This is a genomic window from Hydrogenophaga defluvii (assembly GCF_042665235.1).
GTDB classification, from domain to species: Bacteria; Pseudomonadota; Gammaproteobacteria; order Burkholderiales; family Burkholderiaceae_C; genus Hydrogenophaga; species Hydrogenophaga defluvii_A.
This window is the reverse complement of sequence record NZ_JBHTBZ010000009.1, coordinates 1-15,558: the sequence shown is the minus strand read 5'-3', so window position 1 is coordinate 15,558 and position 15,558 is coordinate 1. Positions and strand designations below refer to the sequence as shown.

Annotated in this window: 14 protein-coding genes; all 14 read right to left on the bottom strand. The window is 56.4% G+C overall.

Annotated features, from left to right (window positions below; all coding sequences use genetic code 11):
- Window positions 1–2,421 (bottom strand): tetratricopeptide repeat protein, encoded by a 2,421-nt coding sequence (locus ACFQU0_RS03355; RefSeq protein WP_382198704.1) that lies wholly within the window; start codon window positions 2,419–2,421, stop codon window positions 1–3.
- Between the two features lie 48 nt (window positions 2,422–2,469).
- Window positions 2,470–4,020 (bottom strand): VPLPA-CTERM-specific exosortase XrtD, encoded by a 1,551-nt coding sequence (xrtD, locus tag ACFQU0_RS03350; protein ID WP_382198703.1) that lies wholly within the window; start codon window positions 4,018–4,020, stop codon window positions 2,470–2,472.
- A 208-nt stretch (window positions 4,021–4,228) separates the two neighbouring features.
- Entirely contained in the window at window positions 4,229–5,287 is a 1,059-nt protein-coding gene (locus tag ACFQU0_RS03345; protein ID WP_382198702.1) for an acyltransferase family protein, read from the bottom strand.
- A 311-nt stretch (window positions 5,288–5,598) separates the two neighbouring features.
- Entirely contained in the window at window positions 5,599–6,378 is a 780-nt protein-coding gene (locus tag ACFQU0_RS03340) for a WecB/TagA/CpsF family glycosyltransferase (protein WP_382198701.1), read from the bottom strand.
- Window positions 6,375–7,412 carry a glycosyltransferase family 2 protein gene (locus ACFQU0_RS03335; RefSeq protein ID WP_382198700.1) on the bottom strand — a complete coding sequence of 346 codons (1,038 nt, stop codon included), beginning with the start codon at window positions 7,410–7,412 and terminating at the stop codon, window positions 6,375–6,377. Before ACFQU0_RS03335 ends, ACFQU0_RS03340 begins: the two co-directional genes overlap by 4 nt.
- A 152-nt stretch (window positions 7,413–7,564) precedes the next feature.
- Window positions 7,565–8,767: a glycosyltransferase family 4 protein gene (locus ACFQU0_RS03330; protein WP_382198699.1), complete on the bottom strand. Its 1,203-nt coding sequence runs from the start codon at window positions 8,765–8,767 to the stop codon at window positions 7,565–7,567.
- A 231-nt stretch (window positions 8,768–8,998) separates the two neighbouring features.
- A complete protein-coding gene (locus ACFQU0_RS03325) occupies window positions 8,999–9,703 on the bottom strand; it encodes a hypothetical protein (protein ID WP_382198698.1) in 705 nt (234 codons plus the stop codon).
- Window positions 9,704–9,882: 179 nt separating this feature from the next.
- Window positions 9,883–10,596 carry a glycosyltransferase family 25 protein gene (locus tag ACFQU0_RS03320; protein ID WP_382198697.1) on the bottom strand — a complete coding sequence of 238 codons (714 nt, stop codon included), beginning with the start codon at window positions 10,594–10,596 and terminating at the stop codon, window positions 9,883–9,885.
- Window positions 10,597–10,604: 8 nt separating this feature from the next.
- On the bottom strand, window positions 10,605–11,579 hold the full coding sequence (locus ACFQU0_RS03315; RefSeq protein ID WP_382198696.1) for a glycosyltransferase family 2 protein: 975 nt from the start codon (window positions 11,577–11,579) through the stop codon (window positions 10,605–10,607).
- The gene (locus tag ACFQU0_RS03310) at window positions 11,576–12,085 is read right to left on the bottom strand and encodes a serine O-acetyltransferase (RefSeq protein ID WP_382198695.1); all 510 of its coding nucleotides are present in this window, start codon (window positions 12,083–12,085) and stop codon (window positions 11,576–11,578) included. The genes ACFQU0_RS03315 and ACFQU0_RS03310 overlap by 4 nt, the downstream gene beginning before the upstream one ends.
- Complete coding sequence (locus tag ACFQU0_RS03305) at window positions 12,082–12,591, bottom strand: serine O-acetyltransferase (protein WP_382198785.1); 510 nt, start codon at window positions 12,589–12,591, stop codon at window positions 12,082–12,084. Before ACFQU0_RS03305 ends, ACFQU0_RS03310 begins: the two co-directional genes overlap by 4 nt.
- 2 nt (window positions 12,592–12,593) lie before the next feature.
- Window positions 12,594–13,526, bottom strand: coding sequence for a glycosyltransferase family 2 protein (locus tag ACFQU0_RS03300; RefSeq protein ID WP_382198694.1), 933 nt, complete (start codon window positions 13,524–13,526; stop codon window positions 12,594–12,596).
- 20 nt (window positions 13,527–13,546) lie between these two features.
- Window positions 13,547–14,632: a glycosyltransferase family 4 protein gene (locus tag ACFQU0_RS03295; protein WP_382198693.1), complete on the bottom strand. Its 1,086-nt coding sequence runs from the start codon at window positions 14,630–14,632 to the stop codon at window positions 13,547–13,549.
- A 231-nt stretch (window positions 14,633–14,863) separates the two neighbouring features.
- On the bottom strand, window positions 14,864–15,558 hold a 695-nt coding region (locus ACFQU0_RS03290; protein ID WP_382198692.1), incomplete at its 5' end, for an ATP-binding cassette domain-containing protein.

Sequence of the window (15,558 nt, the reverse complement as noted above, 5' to 3'; positions counted from 1 at the left end):
TCAAAGCCCTTGCAAGCTCTTCTTCGCTTGGTCTTTCTGGGCAAACGGGGCGCCCTTCGCGGCCAACTCAAGCGCCTGCTCCAGCGACTTGCGTGCGGTACCGGTGTTGTTGAGCGCCAGCTCCGTCATGCCCAGGTGAAAGTGCACCGACGGCAGCCCGGGCATCTCGGTGGCGGCCTGGCGCAACCACTTGGCCGCCTCGGCGTGTTTGCCCGCGAGGTGGTGGGTCCAGCCCACGGTGTCCTTGAATTGGGGGATGTGGCTGTCTTTCAGGCGCTGGGCCAGCTCGAAAGCGCGCTTGTGGCTGGCCGGATCACTGCGGTGGTCGGCCAACAGGCTGGCGAGGTTGTTGACCACCACCTCCGCATTGGGCTGGTCCTTGTGCAACTGCTCGTACTGCGCAATGGCTGCGTCCAGGTCGTTGGTTCGCTCCAACAAGCCAGCCCGGGCCAGACGCAAACCCAAGTCGCCCGGTTGGTCTTTGAGTGCGCGTTCCAGCACCTGATCGGCCTCGTCGAGTTTGTTGTCGGCCACCAGCAGGTTGGACAAGCCCAGTTGGGCCCCCGTGTGTTTGGGGTCGCGCGCCAGCACCGCCTCGAAACCCTGCCGCGCGGCCGCGCGGTTGCCGGCCTGTAGCGCCAGCTGGGCTTGCAGCAGACGGGCGGGCACGTTGTCCGGCGACGCCACCACCACCGACTGCACGAAGTTTTGTGCCTCTTTGAGCTTGCCCGCACGCAGGTAAGTGCGCACCAGCGCCACCATCGGCTGCATATCGTTGGGCGACAGCTCGTACGCCTTCTTGAAAGAAGAAATGCTGCTGTCAAACTGGTTGCGTGCGGCGGCCACCACCCCTTGCAGCTGGTTGGCAGCAACCGCTTGGTCGCCCAGCTTGGCCACCTGATCGGCCACGTTCTGTGCCCCCACCAGGTTGCCCGTGCTCAGGTAAGACTGCGCCAGCAAGCGGTAGGCCGGCAGGTGGCGGGGCGCCACACGCAGCGTTTCACGCAACACGTCTTCCACCTGGCGGGCCTTGCCGGACCGCATCAGAAACTCGGCGTACGGCATGGCAAACGCTGGCTCAAATTTGCCGGCCTGCGCCGAACGGGCGTAGTGGTCCTGCGCCAGGTCTTTGGCGCCTTGCATCTCGTGGGCCCGCGCCAGCAAGGCGTGCGCTCGTGCGGACGACGGCACATCGCGCAAGATGGTGCGCAAATCCGCCACGGCGTCGTCCAACCGGCGTTCGTCCATGGCCAGGCCAGCACGCAACAGCAAACCTTGTTCGTTGCGCGCATCCTTGGTCAGAATTTCGTCAACCAGCTGGGTTGCTTCGGCCTTTTTGCCTTGTGCCAGCAGGTCGGTGGCCAGCGCGCCGCGAGCGCGCAGTCCGGCAGCGTCGTCACCGGCCTGGGCCATCACCTCACGCCACAGCGCTTGCGCCTCGTCGCGCTTGTTTTGCTGCACGCGCAAGCTGGCCAGGTTGAGCTTGAGGTCGTGCGCCTTGGGCTCGGCCTGGATGAGCGCCGCGAGCTCGGCAGCGGCGGCGTCCTGACCCTGGGTGCTGCCCAGAAAACGCACCACGTCCAGCTTGGCCTCGGTGTCCTTGGGGTTCGCCTTCACCACGGCGCGGTACTGGGCCTCGGCCAAATCGCGCTTGTCGTGCATCAGGTAGAACTGCGCCAGGATGTGACGGAACACCTTGTTGTCGGGATAAAAGTCGATCAGCTTCTTGAAGATGTCCTCGGCACCGTCCAGCCGGGCCATTTTTTCCAGAGCCTGCACCTTGATGAGTTGCAGCGCCACGTCGCGCTCGTTGCCCTCCAGCGCGCGGTCCAGAAACGCGATGGCGCCCGGTGCGTCGTCTGCGCCCAAACGCTCAGAGGCCAGCACCACCAGGGCGTCCACATGTTTGGGGTTGCGCGCCACAGCTTTCTGCGCCAAATCCACCGCAGCTTTGGTGTCATTGAGCTTGAACATCACCGCCGCGCGCAGGGCCAGGGCGTCGGCGCTGTCGGGGCTGAGCAACTGAACGATCTCACTCTGCGCCAGCGCCTTGTCCATCACGCCGCCGGCCAGCAGGAGCTTGCCCAACTTGATGTGCGCCTCCACATGTTGCGGGTCCAGCTCCACCACCTTGCTGAGCAAGCCATGGGCGCGCGTCCAATCGCTCTGCCGCTCGGCAATGTTGGCCATGCCAAAAAGCGCCGGCACACTGTTGGGGTTGATTTGCAGCGCGTTCTGGAATTCCAGCCGGGCCTTCACGTGGTTGCCGGCGTCCAGGTAGCTCTGCCCCTTGTTGTGAAAAGCCGCGACTTTTTCCTCAGGCGAAGAACAACCCACCAGCCCCAGGCTCATGGCCACCAGCAAGGTGGCTGCCAGGTACCGCTTGGGCACACGCCCACCCACACTTCGTTCGTTGTGCATCATGTTCTACCGGCCCGTCTGGCGGGCCGCCTCCCTTGTTTCAATCGCTCATTCGGGCACAAACGGCCCCATCAAAGGCACGGCCAGGCGCACAAAGGCCGCCAGCCGCTCATCGCCCGCATCGGTCGCCTCGCCTGGCCGCACCGGCGTGACCACACGCACCAGCGCGCCATCGGTGCGGTTGCGGGTCACAGCGTCGGACAACAGGAACCACTTCATCAGGTACTCGTCGGAGATGCGCCGCCCGCGTTGCTCAAACCAGTAGTACACCAGTTGGCGCATGCTGCCTTTGTCGATGACCACACGCACCACCTCCATGGGTGTGCCGTCGTTGAGTGGCACCGCCACCCGGGTGATACCTGAAATCACCCACCCACCCCCGGGTATACACACCTGCGGCGAGTGCGGCGACACGCCCTTGCGCTGCGACGAGTAATAGGCGACGTAGAAGTTGACCAAATCGCCGGCGTCGCTGCGGTAATCGGCCAACACGTAATCGTCAAAGCCCAGCGCCTGCTCCACCTCGATGGACAGCGACGACTCCGACGCCCGCCAATTGCCCAGCTCCAGCGGAAAGGTTTTCAAGCTCATCCGCGTCGGCTTGATCTCTTCACGGCCACCTACCGTTTGAGCCGCAGCCCAGCCCAGCCCCAGCACCACCAACCCCGCCAACAGCGCGTGCGTGATTTGACCTGCCACAAACGAACCGGTCGGGCGGGCCACCGCTGGCATGGGGAACTGCTGCACATCCAGCACGCTGCGGCGCTGGGTGAAACGCTCGATGAGCCAAATCTCCCCCATCAGCACCAACTGGCACACCAGAAAGATGATCCAGCCTTCGAAGTAGTGCAAAAACCCGTCGGCCATGCCACTGCCCCAACGCTCCACCAGCACACCCACCATGGCAATGCGCGCGCTGTTGGTCAGCACCGTCACCGGCACCGTGGACACAAACAACAACACCCGCCAGCGCAGCGCCGCCGGGTACATGTAGGCCATCAAAAAGCCCAGACTCAGCAGCGGGTAAAGGTAGCGCAGCCCGCTGCAGGCTTCCACCACCTGCAGCTTGTAGCTGCCCAAGTCGATGACATTGCCTTCGAGGTACACCGCATAGCCCATCAGCCTCAAAAAGCCCACGCCCAGGTTGGACGAGATGAGTTGCAAACGCCACGAAAGCTGCGAATCGATGAAGTACGGAAGCGGGATGGCAAACAGCAAAAAGGCGATGGGCAGCAGCGTGACCCGCAGCAGAGACACCCCGCCGTAGCACAACACCAGCCCCACCAGCGCCACCAGAAACCCCACCTGGATGGCAATAAAAATGGCGGTCACCTCGCCCAACACCAGCAGGCCCGCAGCCACCACCAGCGCCACCAGGCCCCAGGCCGACGGCGCGCCACGGCTTTGCGCCAGCACCGCGCGCCGGTGCCACAGCAGGTACAGCGAAATCAGCGGCAGGAAAAAGCCGTGGCTGTACTCCTCTTGCTTGTACCAACGCGCCACCAAATCGGCCAGGCCACCATAGAAGGCGGCAAAGGCCAGGAGAACGCCCACCAACAGCAGGCGCTCATTGCGAGAAAAACGGGGGGCTGAGGACACAGGGGCGCGATGGGTGCAAACGTAGAAGGCCGCAATTACAACTGACGCCACCGGTGCCGGTCGGTTCAGTCCGTTAGGCCGGAAGGACCAAGGCAGCGCGTTTGCAGGCCTTCAGGCTGCTCATCTCTGGTGCACGACGGAGAATTTCGTCGCCATAGCCCTCCTGAGCATGTCCACGCTCAAACAGTTGCCCGCCCACCGGGGCGCATCACGCACCAAAGAGTTGCAACCGACAGGTGCCGTACAGCAACCCCACAATAACCGTCGCGTACGCCACGAAAGTCGTGCCGACAGCACTGCGCTCGCTATACCAAGCGGACCGCTGCGCCAGTAGTTGCCGATCAAAGTACCAATACAGCAAAATTGCAAAAACAATATTTACAATTGCTGCTGCAGCAATTCTAATTGGCTCACCACGCATATCCGGAAGGAGAAAATTTAAAACATAAACACCACACCAATGATTCAAATACAAGGGATAAGACATACCACCTACAATTTCCCCCAGCTTCGTTCGATCACCTTTTTTAGCCAGAATCAAAACGATGAAAATTGCAGCAATCGGAGAAGTTTTTCGATAAGCATCAGGAAATGCAGCCAAACACAAAATCGATATTATCAAAAATAATACAACAGCAATTCTAATTGCCGATTGACGACTCAGCAAACAACCTTGATTCAAAACAATCGCTGCCAAAACCCCGAACACAATTGCAGCATAAAAATCAAACCACCAGGCAAGCAATGCCAAAATGAGCCACATCGAAATCGATCGCCCCCTCCACACCGATGCAATCACGAGAATAATAGGCGCAACCAAGTAGAACTGCTCTTCGGCATTCACACTCCAAAGATGGTTCAGCGTACCACCTTGAGGCATAGCAGAAACGAATTCCGCCAATTGTGGTGTGCCAAAAATATTATAAACAAAGAGAATTTTATAAATTACAAATTCAATCCATTTTGCAGTAATAGGTTCACGCAAAACACTCACAGCAAGCAGCAGAAATAGCGCCAAGTAATATGGCGCCCAAATTCGAATGGCGCGGTTAAAATAAAAACGAGGTAAATCCGAAGGTGACAGACGAAGCAAAATCCCACCAATCAACCAACCGCTCAAGGCAAAAAACACCTGCACTGCAAAGTTTCCAGCCTGTCCCCACGGGAAGGCATGGTCGTGATACAACATAACAACACATGCGCAAACTGCCCGCAGCCAATCAAAAAGTGGATAATAAGGCGCCAGCGCCGTGTTATTTGACTTCATGTACTAATTAAAATCAACAATCCATGTGCAATCAAACGCACCAAACGGCATCATCCATCCTTGCCAGGCATTCAAGCGGGCAGATAAAGTTCTCTGGATTGATGGCACAGCGGCTCGAATGAATGTAAAAAGCAGAATGCCACCACTACAACCAAGGATGGCATTCAAAATCCAGTTCGATAAATCTGTTGCCCTTGTAAATCAACGGATTGCAAGCTTTTCATGGTCGAAAACCCGATTTTTGAACACATCCCTAACGACACCAGTTCCGATTGACTTAGTCCGTCAGGCAGGAAGAACCTAGGCGGCGATCAATCGTGGGCACCAAAGAACGCGCAGCGCCCGACCCGGCTACGGAACCAAGCCGTTCGAAACAAAAACAGGGGATTCCCCAACACGTACCGTTTGAACAACCTGCGAGGCTCCAGCACCAGCCTGTACAACCATTCCAGGCCCAGACGACGAAACAACGCGGGCGCCCGATCCACCTTGCCACCCAAAAAATCCAAGATGGCGCCACCACAAACAACCAAGCAGCTTCTGCTGGCCAACTCTGCCAGCGCAACCGCCACCTTCTCTTGCTTGGGCATACCCATGCCCAGAATCACCACATCGGGCTGGGCGGTTTTCAATGCGTCGCAATACGCTTCGGTGGGCAAAAACCCGTCCAAAACCGACACACAGCGCACACCCGCTTGCAACTCCAGGTTGCGCTGTGCCGCTTCCAGGTAGGGCAACTGCGTTCCCCACAAAGCCACCGTTTTTCCTTTGCACGTGTTCAGCAGCTCCGGAATGAAGTCTGTGCCATTCATGTTCAAACCCGGCGCCTGCCCACACACGCTCATCAGAACTCGCATGCCCGAACCATCGCGCAGCAAAAAATCAGTGTTCAGCAAATCTCGGCAAAAGCACGGCTGCTGCGCCACCATGTTCATGGCATGAGCGTTGACAAAGGCGAGGATCTTTACCTTCCCATCTGGTGCCAACATCCGCGCCAACAGTTGCGATCGATCAGTGGCATCCGCGACCGGCGTCAGTTTGCTCAGGACATCTCGCCAACGACCCAACCACCCAGTATCCGCATCCGTCATTCTTTTTCCCTGCGCGTCTTCACCCAGACCACTTGCCGCTTGAACAAAAACGCCACATACAAGGGCAATTTGCGCAACACATACACCGGCACAAAAAACAACTCATGCGCCTTGACCCATGCGCGCCCCACCAGCAACCAACCCACCCCAACAGCCGCAAGCAACATGCCACACAGGAGCAGCGCGATCACCAGAGGCGCCCAAGTGGCAAACCACCACGCCGCCGCCGCACCAAACAGAATGAACACCACACACAGGGTGGCCAGAAGCGCCAGTGGTGGAACACTCATGTCCAATGCCATGGCGAACAAACCGAGGTTTCGGTGTCGCACCGCGTGGACAAGGCATGCAGGCACATCGCGCATCAGCACCGACAAGTGGCCGTGCTCCCAACGCTTGCGCTGGCTGGCGGCACCTTCGTCGTTGGATGGAAATTCGCTTGCTATGGTGACCGACGGGCAAAACACAGGCGACGCCCCCAGGGCGCTGAACGACAGCCCCAGCTTGACATCTTCCACAATGTGCCCGGTCGCAAAACTCACCTGTTCCACGAGTGACCACGGGAAGGCCATGCCACTGCCCATGAGCTGGCATGGCAGCCCCAAACCCGCATAACCCAGTGCACGCACATGGTTGCGCAATGCCCAGGCAAACGCTGCCATGCGTAACTTCAGCCCGCCACCCTTGGGCGCCCGCATCAGGTACAAGCCTTGTACCGGCCGTTGGCGGTCCACCGCCATCGCCGCAAGCCGAAGCAGGCCAGCGGGCTCAACCCGGCAGTCTGCGTCGATGACCAACAACACATCAGGTGGCTCGGACGCCAAATGGGCAATGCCATGCGCCAGCGCATAGCCCTTTCCATGCAAGGTCTCGTCCTGTCTTTCCACGACCTCGGCCCCCGCCATTCGGGCCAAACGCGCTGTGTCGTCGTTGCAGTTGTCGGCCACCACCAACAAGGTGTCCTGTGTACGCATGTGTGCCCGCAAAGCACGCACGCTGTCGGCAATCACCAGCGCCTCATTGTGTGCGGGCATCACCACGGCCAACCTGCCCACCTCAGCCTGCACATCCACTTTTGTCTTGCGCCATACCGCCGCGCACACCAAAACTTGTACGCACAACAACCCGACCCACGTCAGCAAAATTGCCCCACCACCGGCCAGCGGCAACCACCACCCAATGGACGTCATGCCGCCCCCTTAAACAAAGACACCAGCTTGCGTGCTTCGGTGTCCACGTCGTGTCGCAGCAAGACCCGCTCGCGTCCTGCGCGGCCCATTTCGGACAGGCGGCTCGCAGGCGTGCGCAGCACCTCCAGCATGGCGTGCACCAACGCATCCACATCGCCCGCGGGCACCAGCCACCCGTGTTCGCGGTGTTCGACCAGCTCGGGAATGCCCGCGATGGCGGTGGTCAACACAGGGCGTGCAAGCGCCATCGCTTCCATGAGCACCACGGGCAAACCTTCGGCAAAACTGGGCAACACCATGGCACGCGCCGACAACAATTCCTGCCGAACCTGTGCGCTGCTGATCCAGCCCGTGATGCGGACAAACCGATGCAGCCCATGCTGCTCAATGAACCGATCTACCTGGGGTCGCATCTCGCCATCGCCTGCCAACACCAGCTCGCACGCCACGCCATGTGCGAGCACATCGCGCAAGGCTTGCAGCAGCAACAATTGCCCCTTCTGTTCGCACAGCCGGCCCACACACACCATGCGGGGCACGTCGGGCACAGGGGTCACACGTTGATCGTGGAACGACGACTCGACACCACAATGCACCACCTTGACCTTGGGCCAGTGGGAACTGCTGATCCAGCGAAACAATTGACTTCGGCCAAAAGAACTGATCGCCACCACAAACCGGCTGCTTTCAATCTTCTTGGACAGGTGCAAACCCTGTGGCTTGTCAAATTCTTCTGGGCCGTGCACGGTGAACGAATAACTTGGCCCTCCCAGCAACCGGGTCAGCATCACCACCTCGGCCGAATTGGTACCAAAGTGCGCGTGCAGGTGGTCGACGCCTTTGCCTCGCAAAAGCGCAAGCACTTTACAAGCCTCCGCCAAATAAATCCAGTGGTAAGGCAAAGGCCGATCCGACATGCGGGCCATGCGCGTGGCAGCCAGCCACGCACTGAAAAAACGCAAAGGGTTGCGCAGCATCTGCCCCAAAACAGCAGCCAACAAACCGCTCAAACCGCCTTTCAGCACATAGTGCGTCAGCCGCTGCTCAGACTGATCTTCGGCGTCCACCACGAGGTCATTCCAGCCACGCAATGCCATGCGTGTGACTTCGACCCCCTGACGCTCCAACGCCAGGATTTCACGTCGGATGAAGCTGTGGCTGACCTTGGGGTATTGGTTGATGAAGTAAGCGACCTTCATTAGATGGCCAGATTGGGAACAAACACTGCAAAATCCGGCATCGATTCAATCCAATCAAAAGAAGCAAAATTTATTCTGCAACCAAAGAAATTGAAAGCATTTATGCCTCCATATAACAAATTCATAAAAATTGACCTCCCTCAAGTTCAATCACAAAACAGCATTTTCACATAAACCACCTTATCCCATACAAGTTAACCACCAAAACCAAAATCAAAATCAATCACAATCTCAATTTTCAATTAATCGAACGTTAGAAAAACGGCCAGAAAGAGAATACCTATAAACGCTGGGGTTTTTGCCATAGGAATTATCAAAAACCTCCACACGCCTCCCAAGCAGCGCACCGGCAATGTAGATATGCAGTCGATCCGTGCGAACGTGCTCAAAAAAACTGAGGAATTTTACAACAGCATAAGCAGTTTCCCTGCACGCCTCCTCCGACATATTGTTTTCTGACAATATTTGAGACAAGTCCGCATTACACGCCACGCTATCTCTTCCGCAACCTTCTATATCACCACGAAATGCATTCAATGATGAAAAATCGCCTTTTGACCTGAAGGCATACTGTTCAAACCGAATCAATCGCTTCATGGACCGAATATTTAGAGTATCACGCAACTTATAACCCAGACTTTTAGAGCGCGTCAAAATCTGCGCAACCGGCAAGCCCAAGGCCATATCATGACCCATGTAGCAAATCAGTTTTGGATTAACCGCTCGGACATGGGCAAATGATTCCAACTCGCGGCAAAATATTATGCCACTCTCTCCAAACAAAAGCAGCAAAGATTCATTTTCACGAACCGTATGAGGCAAGACGATAACTCGTTTAGCACGAGCATGGCAAGCCGATAAATAGCGATTAGCATTACCATAAAGACCGACCAAATTTCCTCCGCCACCGTATACAATGGTTTCAGACTCGCTCACATCCACTGGTTTATTCGCGTCCGTCACACGAAAATTTAGACCCAACTATCTAAGCAGAAAATATTCAGCCGCAGCAATCAAGCCATCGCCGGCATTCCCTGGATTGGGAACAAAAACCAACGATTCATTTCCCAACTCAGCCAATACTGATTCAACATTCATTTCATCCAAAATACAAACTATCTCAGCAGGTTGCGAATCCTTCTACCCACTGAAAACACCGGCCCCAAAAATGCCATCCGATCAAACCAACGTCTCTCGTGTACATCTGTGGCAGAACTGCGTTGAAACGCCCACTCTGGGCGGGCGATCACAGTAGCCAGTTCTGGGTGATCTTTGCGAAACCAGGAGTAAGCCCCATCCACATGCATCGGCCCTCCCTCAGGCGAACCCGCAGGGCGTTTCAACATGGCCTCGAAGTAGGCTATTAATTGCGACACAACTCCTCCAGCCACAGCAACGCAATGTGAACCCATCAGGCCAGCCGATGCATTGACCAACTCCAAATCAGAGCAGAGCGGTTGGGCTTCGAATGTGTTTAACGCGCCACCATAAAACAATGCCCAGTCGAACTGTTGAAGTGCCGCCATAAGCAGAGGTGTTTGCTCTTTGGCATGCTTGCTGAAATCACAGTCGTCTTCTAGGATCAGAATATTGTTCATGCCATGTGTCTGCGCCATGCGCAGCACGCCAAGATGGCTCATGAAACACCCGTGGGCACCAATGGAGGGAAAGGCACCGGCGGCATTGGGACGCACAGCGGGAAACAACACGACACGTTCATCAAGAAGGGACAAACCCAGCCGGCGCAACTGATGATCGATTTCTTTTCGTCGATCAGCACGCGATGGCAAATTGATCACAAAAATCTTGTCAAAATAATCAAGCCTCACGCATTACCTCACTTGTACTCAATTAGCACGCTGCGGATACGACGTATCCGGCTCAATGCCCACTGCATGACGCCAAAAAACTCGGGGAATTTGCCCAGAACAAGAAAAAATGCCGAAATCCATCCGCCAGGCATTTTTCTCATGCGCACCATTTGAACGGGATAGGCCAGCAACAAAACCAAACCAAAGAGTTGTCCGCTTGACAAGGCCAACAATACAGCCATTGGAAGCAAGCCGCCCCAACCGATAGCACGCGCAGCCTCTCTGACCCAATGGCGCTCTGGTGGCGCGCCGTGCAGCCATGCACCTTCAGCAAACGCGTGCCCCGCCCGCTTGCTGCGAGACCACCATTGGCCAAAGCGGAGCATGGTCGCGTCATGCAATGTCATCTCAGCGTCCGCCCTGTGAATGAGCCAACCCGCCTGGCGCAAACGCACACAAAGCTCGGGCTCCTCGCCAGCGATCAGGTCATCGCGGTACCCACCTGTTTGTTGCAGCGCGTCCACCCTCATCAACGCATCCCCGCCGCAGCTTTTGGCGTCGCCCACAGGCGTGTCCCATTCGATGTCACACAAACGGTTGTAGATGGACCGCTCTGGATACTTCTCACGGCGACGACCACACACCACCGCATGCGTTGGGTTCTGCCGCAGAAACCCGTGGGCCGTCAGCCACCAGCCATCAACCACCACACAATCGCCATCGGCGAACTGCACGAATTCCAAGTTCGGTGCAAGTTCCAACAAGGCCCGCCAACCCACATTGCGCGCTCGGGCTGCGGTGAAAGGCACGGACATGTCCAATTGGATGACATGCACGCCCATGGTCTGCGCCATCTGCACCGAGCCATCGGTGGAGCCAGAGTCCACATAAACGATATGCGACAAGCGCCCCACCACCGAACTGAGACAAGCTCGCAGTCGTTCGCCCTCGTTGCGACCGATGGCCACCAAACCGACGCGATCAAGCGTTGCCTCGCTCATCGCCCGCCCTCTTGCACCACGGCCGGAACGCCGATGGCTACTCCGTGCGGGGGAACGTCGATCAGAACAACAGCATTGGCACCGATGCGTGCGTGTTCACCCACTGCAATGCCTCCCAACAACTTGGCGCCGGCGCCCACATCCACATGCCCAGCCAGCACAGGTGCCCCACCATGACCGCGCGTGCCCAAGGTCACCTGTTGAAAGATGAGGCAATTCGGTCCAATTCGCGCTGCCGGGTGAATCACCACACCATTCGGGTGTGGCAGCAACAGGCCGCCTTCGATCTGGCAATTGAGCGGAATATCTGCCCCACTGACGACCGACCAAAAGCGATGACGCAACACAGCCCAACGCTTGTGTATCCCAGCCAGCCAGCCTGATTGACCCCGATACCGCTGATAGTCACGAATGGCGCACAGCAGACTTTTGCCAGGATTCCATTCACCTAGGCGCTTGTGCTCGCGAGTCCAGTCTGCTGCCGTGCTGCTGACTTCTGCGCTCATGATTTGGCTTTCCTGGGCTTCACCACTGCCGGTACACCGTAGGCCACATGGTCATCAGGCACATCACACAACACCACGGCGTTGGCACCAATCGCCACGTTGTTGCCTATCCGAATGTTGCCCAAAAGTTTTGCGCCAGCGCCGATGTCCACGTTGTTGCCCAGCTGTGGCGCACACGGCTCGTCGACACGGCGCAGGCCCACCACCACACCATTGCGAATGCGGCAGTTGTCGCCAAAACTTGCGTAACCGCTCACAACGATGCCACCAAAGTGATCAATCACAAATCCCTTCCCCATCCGAACCTCACAAGGTAACTCAATACCGGTGATGATTTGCGCCAACTTGTAAAGCACCTTATAAATAAGCGACAAGAATTTGCGCAATAACACGGGGCGCACACCATAACGCCAACGGCCAAAGCGGTATACGACCAATGCCCAAAACCCCTGAGCACCCCAATGCCCACCGTGAGCAGACAGATCAGAACGGATGTGATCGAACATGTTCAACGGGTGGGCTTCGTGGCCCACCGGGTATGAACGCACAGCCGCAAAGTCAAGGCAAGTTGCTCGCCACGCTGGCGAACCGCAACCCAGCCGCGGCGCTTGAGCACATCCTTCAACATGAGATACGCCGCACCGATGGTCGTCAAACAGACATGTTGAATCAAGCTTGCCCACCCCCCATGTTTTCGGAAGTAAAGCAATTCGCTCTCCACTTGCAGGGCCGACAGTTGGCGGCCACTGTTCGAGAGTTTTCCGACTGACTTGGCGCTTTCACCCCCCACGTGCACCACCGTGGTGTCGGGGAAATAGACCACTTGCCACCCGGCTGCTTTGACGCGACGGCAATGGTCCACTTCTTCGTAGTAAAGAAAAAATCGCGGGTCAAACAAACCCACTTGGTCCAACACCGCACGGCGCACCAAGTAATAACAACCAGGCACCCAGTCGCATTCGCGAACGGAGGCGTGGTTCCATGCCATGTCGTCCACCATCCGCGTGCCGGGGAATAAACGCCCCAATCCAGTCCGAGAAAGAAACACATTCCACGGCGTCGGAAAGTAGCGACAACTCGGCTGCAAATCGCCGTCGCGCCCCACAAGCTTCACCCCCAGCACGCCACAGGCAGGGTTGGCTTGTATGTAAGCCAACGTGCGCTGCAAGGTATCGGGCGATACAAACGCGTCTGTGTTCAACAGCAACACATAGTCGCCCTGCAGATGACGTAACAATTGGTTGTTGGCCCGACCAAACCCTACGTTCTGTGAGTTCACCTCCAGTCCAACCCGCATAAATTCACTGCGCAGCAACGCCACCGAGTCGTCCTGAGAAGCGTTGTCCACCACCCAATATCGCACTTGGAGACCTTTGGCAGCCTGTTCACAGGCCTCAAACATTGGCCGCAACAAATGGGCCGTGTTGTAGTTGACGATCAAGACATCGAGCACGACGAACCTTACCCATTCACCTTGTTGGCAGCGTGAGTTGCTTTCCCGGCAATTTCGCCTAAGTCAGCCCGCTTGATCGCTCGGCGTAAGGCGCGCTCAAACAGTTGACACGAAGGTTCCCATGTCGCATCACGCACGGTCGCAAAGGCTCGATCCGACATAACTCGCCATTCGCTGTCTATCAGCGCCAGCACCTTGTGTGCGGCCTGCGCGGCCGCCGCAGCATCGTCGATGTCTACCAAATAACCGTTCACACCGTCCCGAACCGCCTCGGCCGGCCAGCCGGTGCGGGTCGAAACCACTGGTGTTCGACATGCCATGGCTTCCATTGCCATCAGATTGAAGCCTTCGCTGCGGCTCGTGGTCAGCCACACGTCACAGCTTGCGTACAAGCCACGAAGCGCCTCTTGCCGAGGATTCACATGGAGCTCAACATAACTGGGCAAAACATAAACGCCAGAAGGCTCATCACTTCCAAAAGCAACCACTCTCAAATCAGGCCATTGACATTTCAGTTTTTCAAGCGTGCCCAAAACCACATCAAAGCCTTTGAAACCAGCCTCGTGATACAAAACACCTACGGTCGGCGAAGCTTGCTTGGAACGAACAGGCGCAAAAAACAAATCGTGATCTACGCCATTGGTCACCAAATCAGATTCACAATCATCGTACAAATTCTCCATTAAATATTTCAACCATTTTGCAACCACGATCTTATGCAAGGGCAACCTGTATGTTGCCTCGCATCGCTCACGATGGACACTCTCAAAAACCTCGTGATGCTGAATGAGATACGCTTTTGCCCCAAGGTGATCCGGCAATCCCATCAACCATTCGGCGGTCTCCCACCATGTTGCAACAACCACATCTGAGGCTTTGACGTCGTCGGTCGTCAGCGGCCTATGTGTGTCAAGCACCAAATGATTCAAACCTCTTCCATCAACATGACTTCCCACAATGCGCTGGTATTTTGGCCAACCTCGGCCTGTGAACCATCTTTTTACAGCACGTTTGAGAGAGACGCGCTGCGGTGGTGGTGAAATGAGGGTTACGTTGTGCCCGCGTTTTGTCAACCACTCGGCATAAATCGCCACCACTCGGATTCCACCCGAAAATCCGACCGTGGGCAAAAGAAAGGTTATCCTCATCGGAATGCATACGATTTATGAAGTGCAGTAACTTTGACATATTCCATGCACATCATTTTCAAGATCAAGATTTAATCTTGTCCTTTTTAATACAATTATTTTCAAAAAGTTCACCTCGAACAATCTACCATCTTCATTTTTCAAAAAAGAACCGGGTGGCAACACCACCACACATCTTCAGAATGAAGAAATTGGCGAATTATCGATTGATCCACGCTCAGATTGCCGACCATTCCCCCAACGAAGCTGCCCGGCAAAAATCTCGTAAATTGCGTCACACTTCTCCAGGGTACTGAGGCGGTGCGCGATCATCAAAATGATTACATTTGGGTTCAAATGGTAGATGGCGTCCATAACACGCGATTCAGTGGCACCGTCTAACGCACTGGTAGCTTCATCAAGAATCAGTACGTCGGCTTGTTTGTAGAGGGCGCGGGCCAAGCCAATGCGTTGGCGCTGACCACCTGAGAGCTGGACGCCTCGCTCTCCCACCCGTGTGGCCAAGCCCTGTGGAAGCCGATCCACGAACTCTGTCATCTGCGCCGCAGCCATCACGCGACGGAGTCGGCTGGTGTCAATGTGTTGCGGTGGCACGCCCAACGCCACGTTTTCTCCAATGCTGGAGTCGGTTAAGAAAATGCTTTGTGGCACGTGGGCGATTCGTTTTTGCCAACGACGCAAATTGGTGGCATCCAAAGCTTCACCTTCGATCCAAATCTGTCCAGAGCTGGGGGGCAGCAACCCCAAAATCAGATCGATCAACGTGCTTTTACCGCTGCCAGTGATACCGGTTGTTGATTTCCACCGAATTCTGACCCACCGTTTCCATCCAATATTGACCCACCCTGGATAGAGCCCTGAGGGGCTCACGG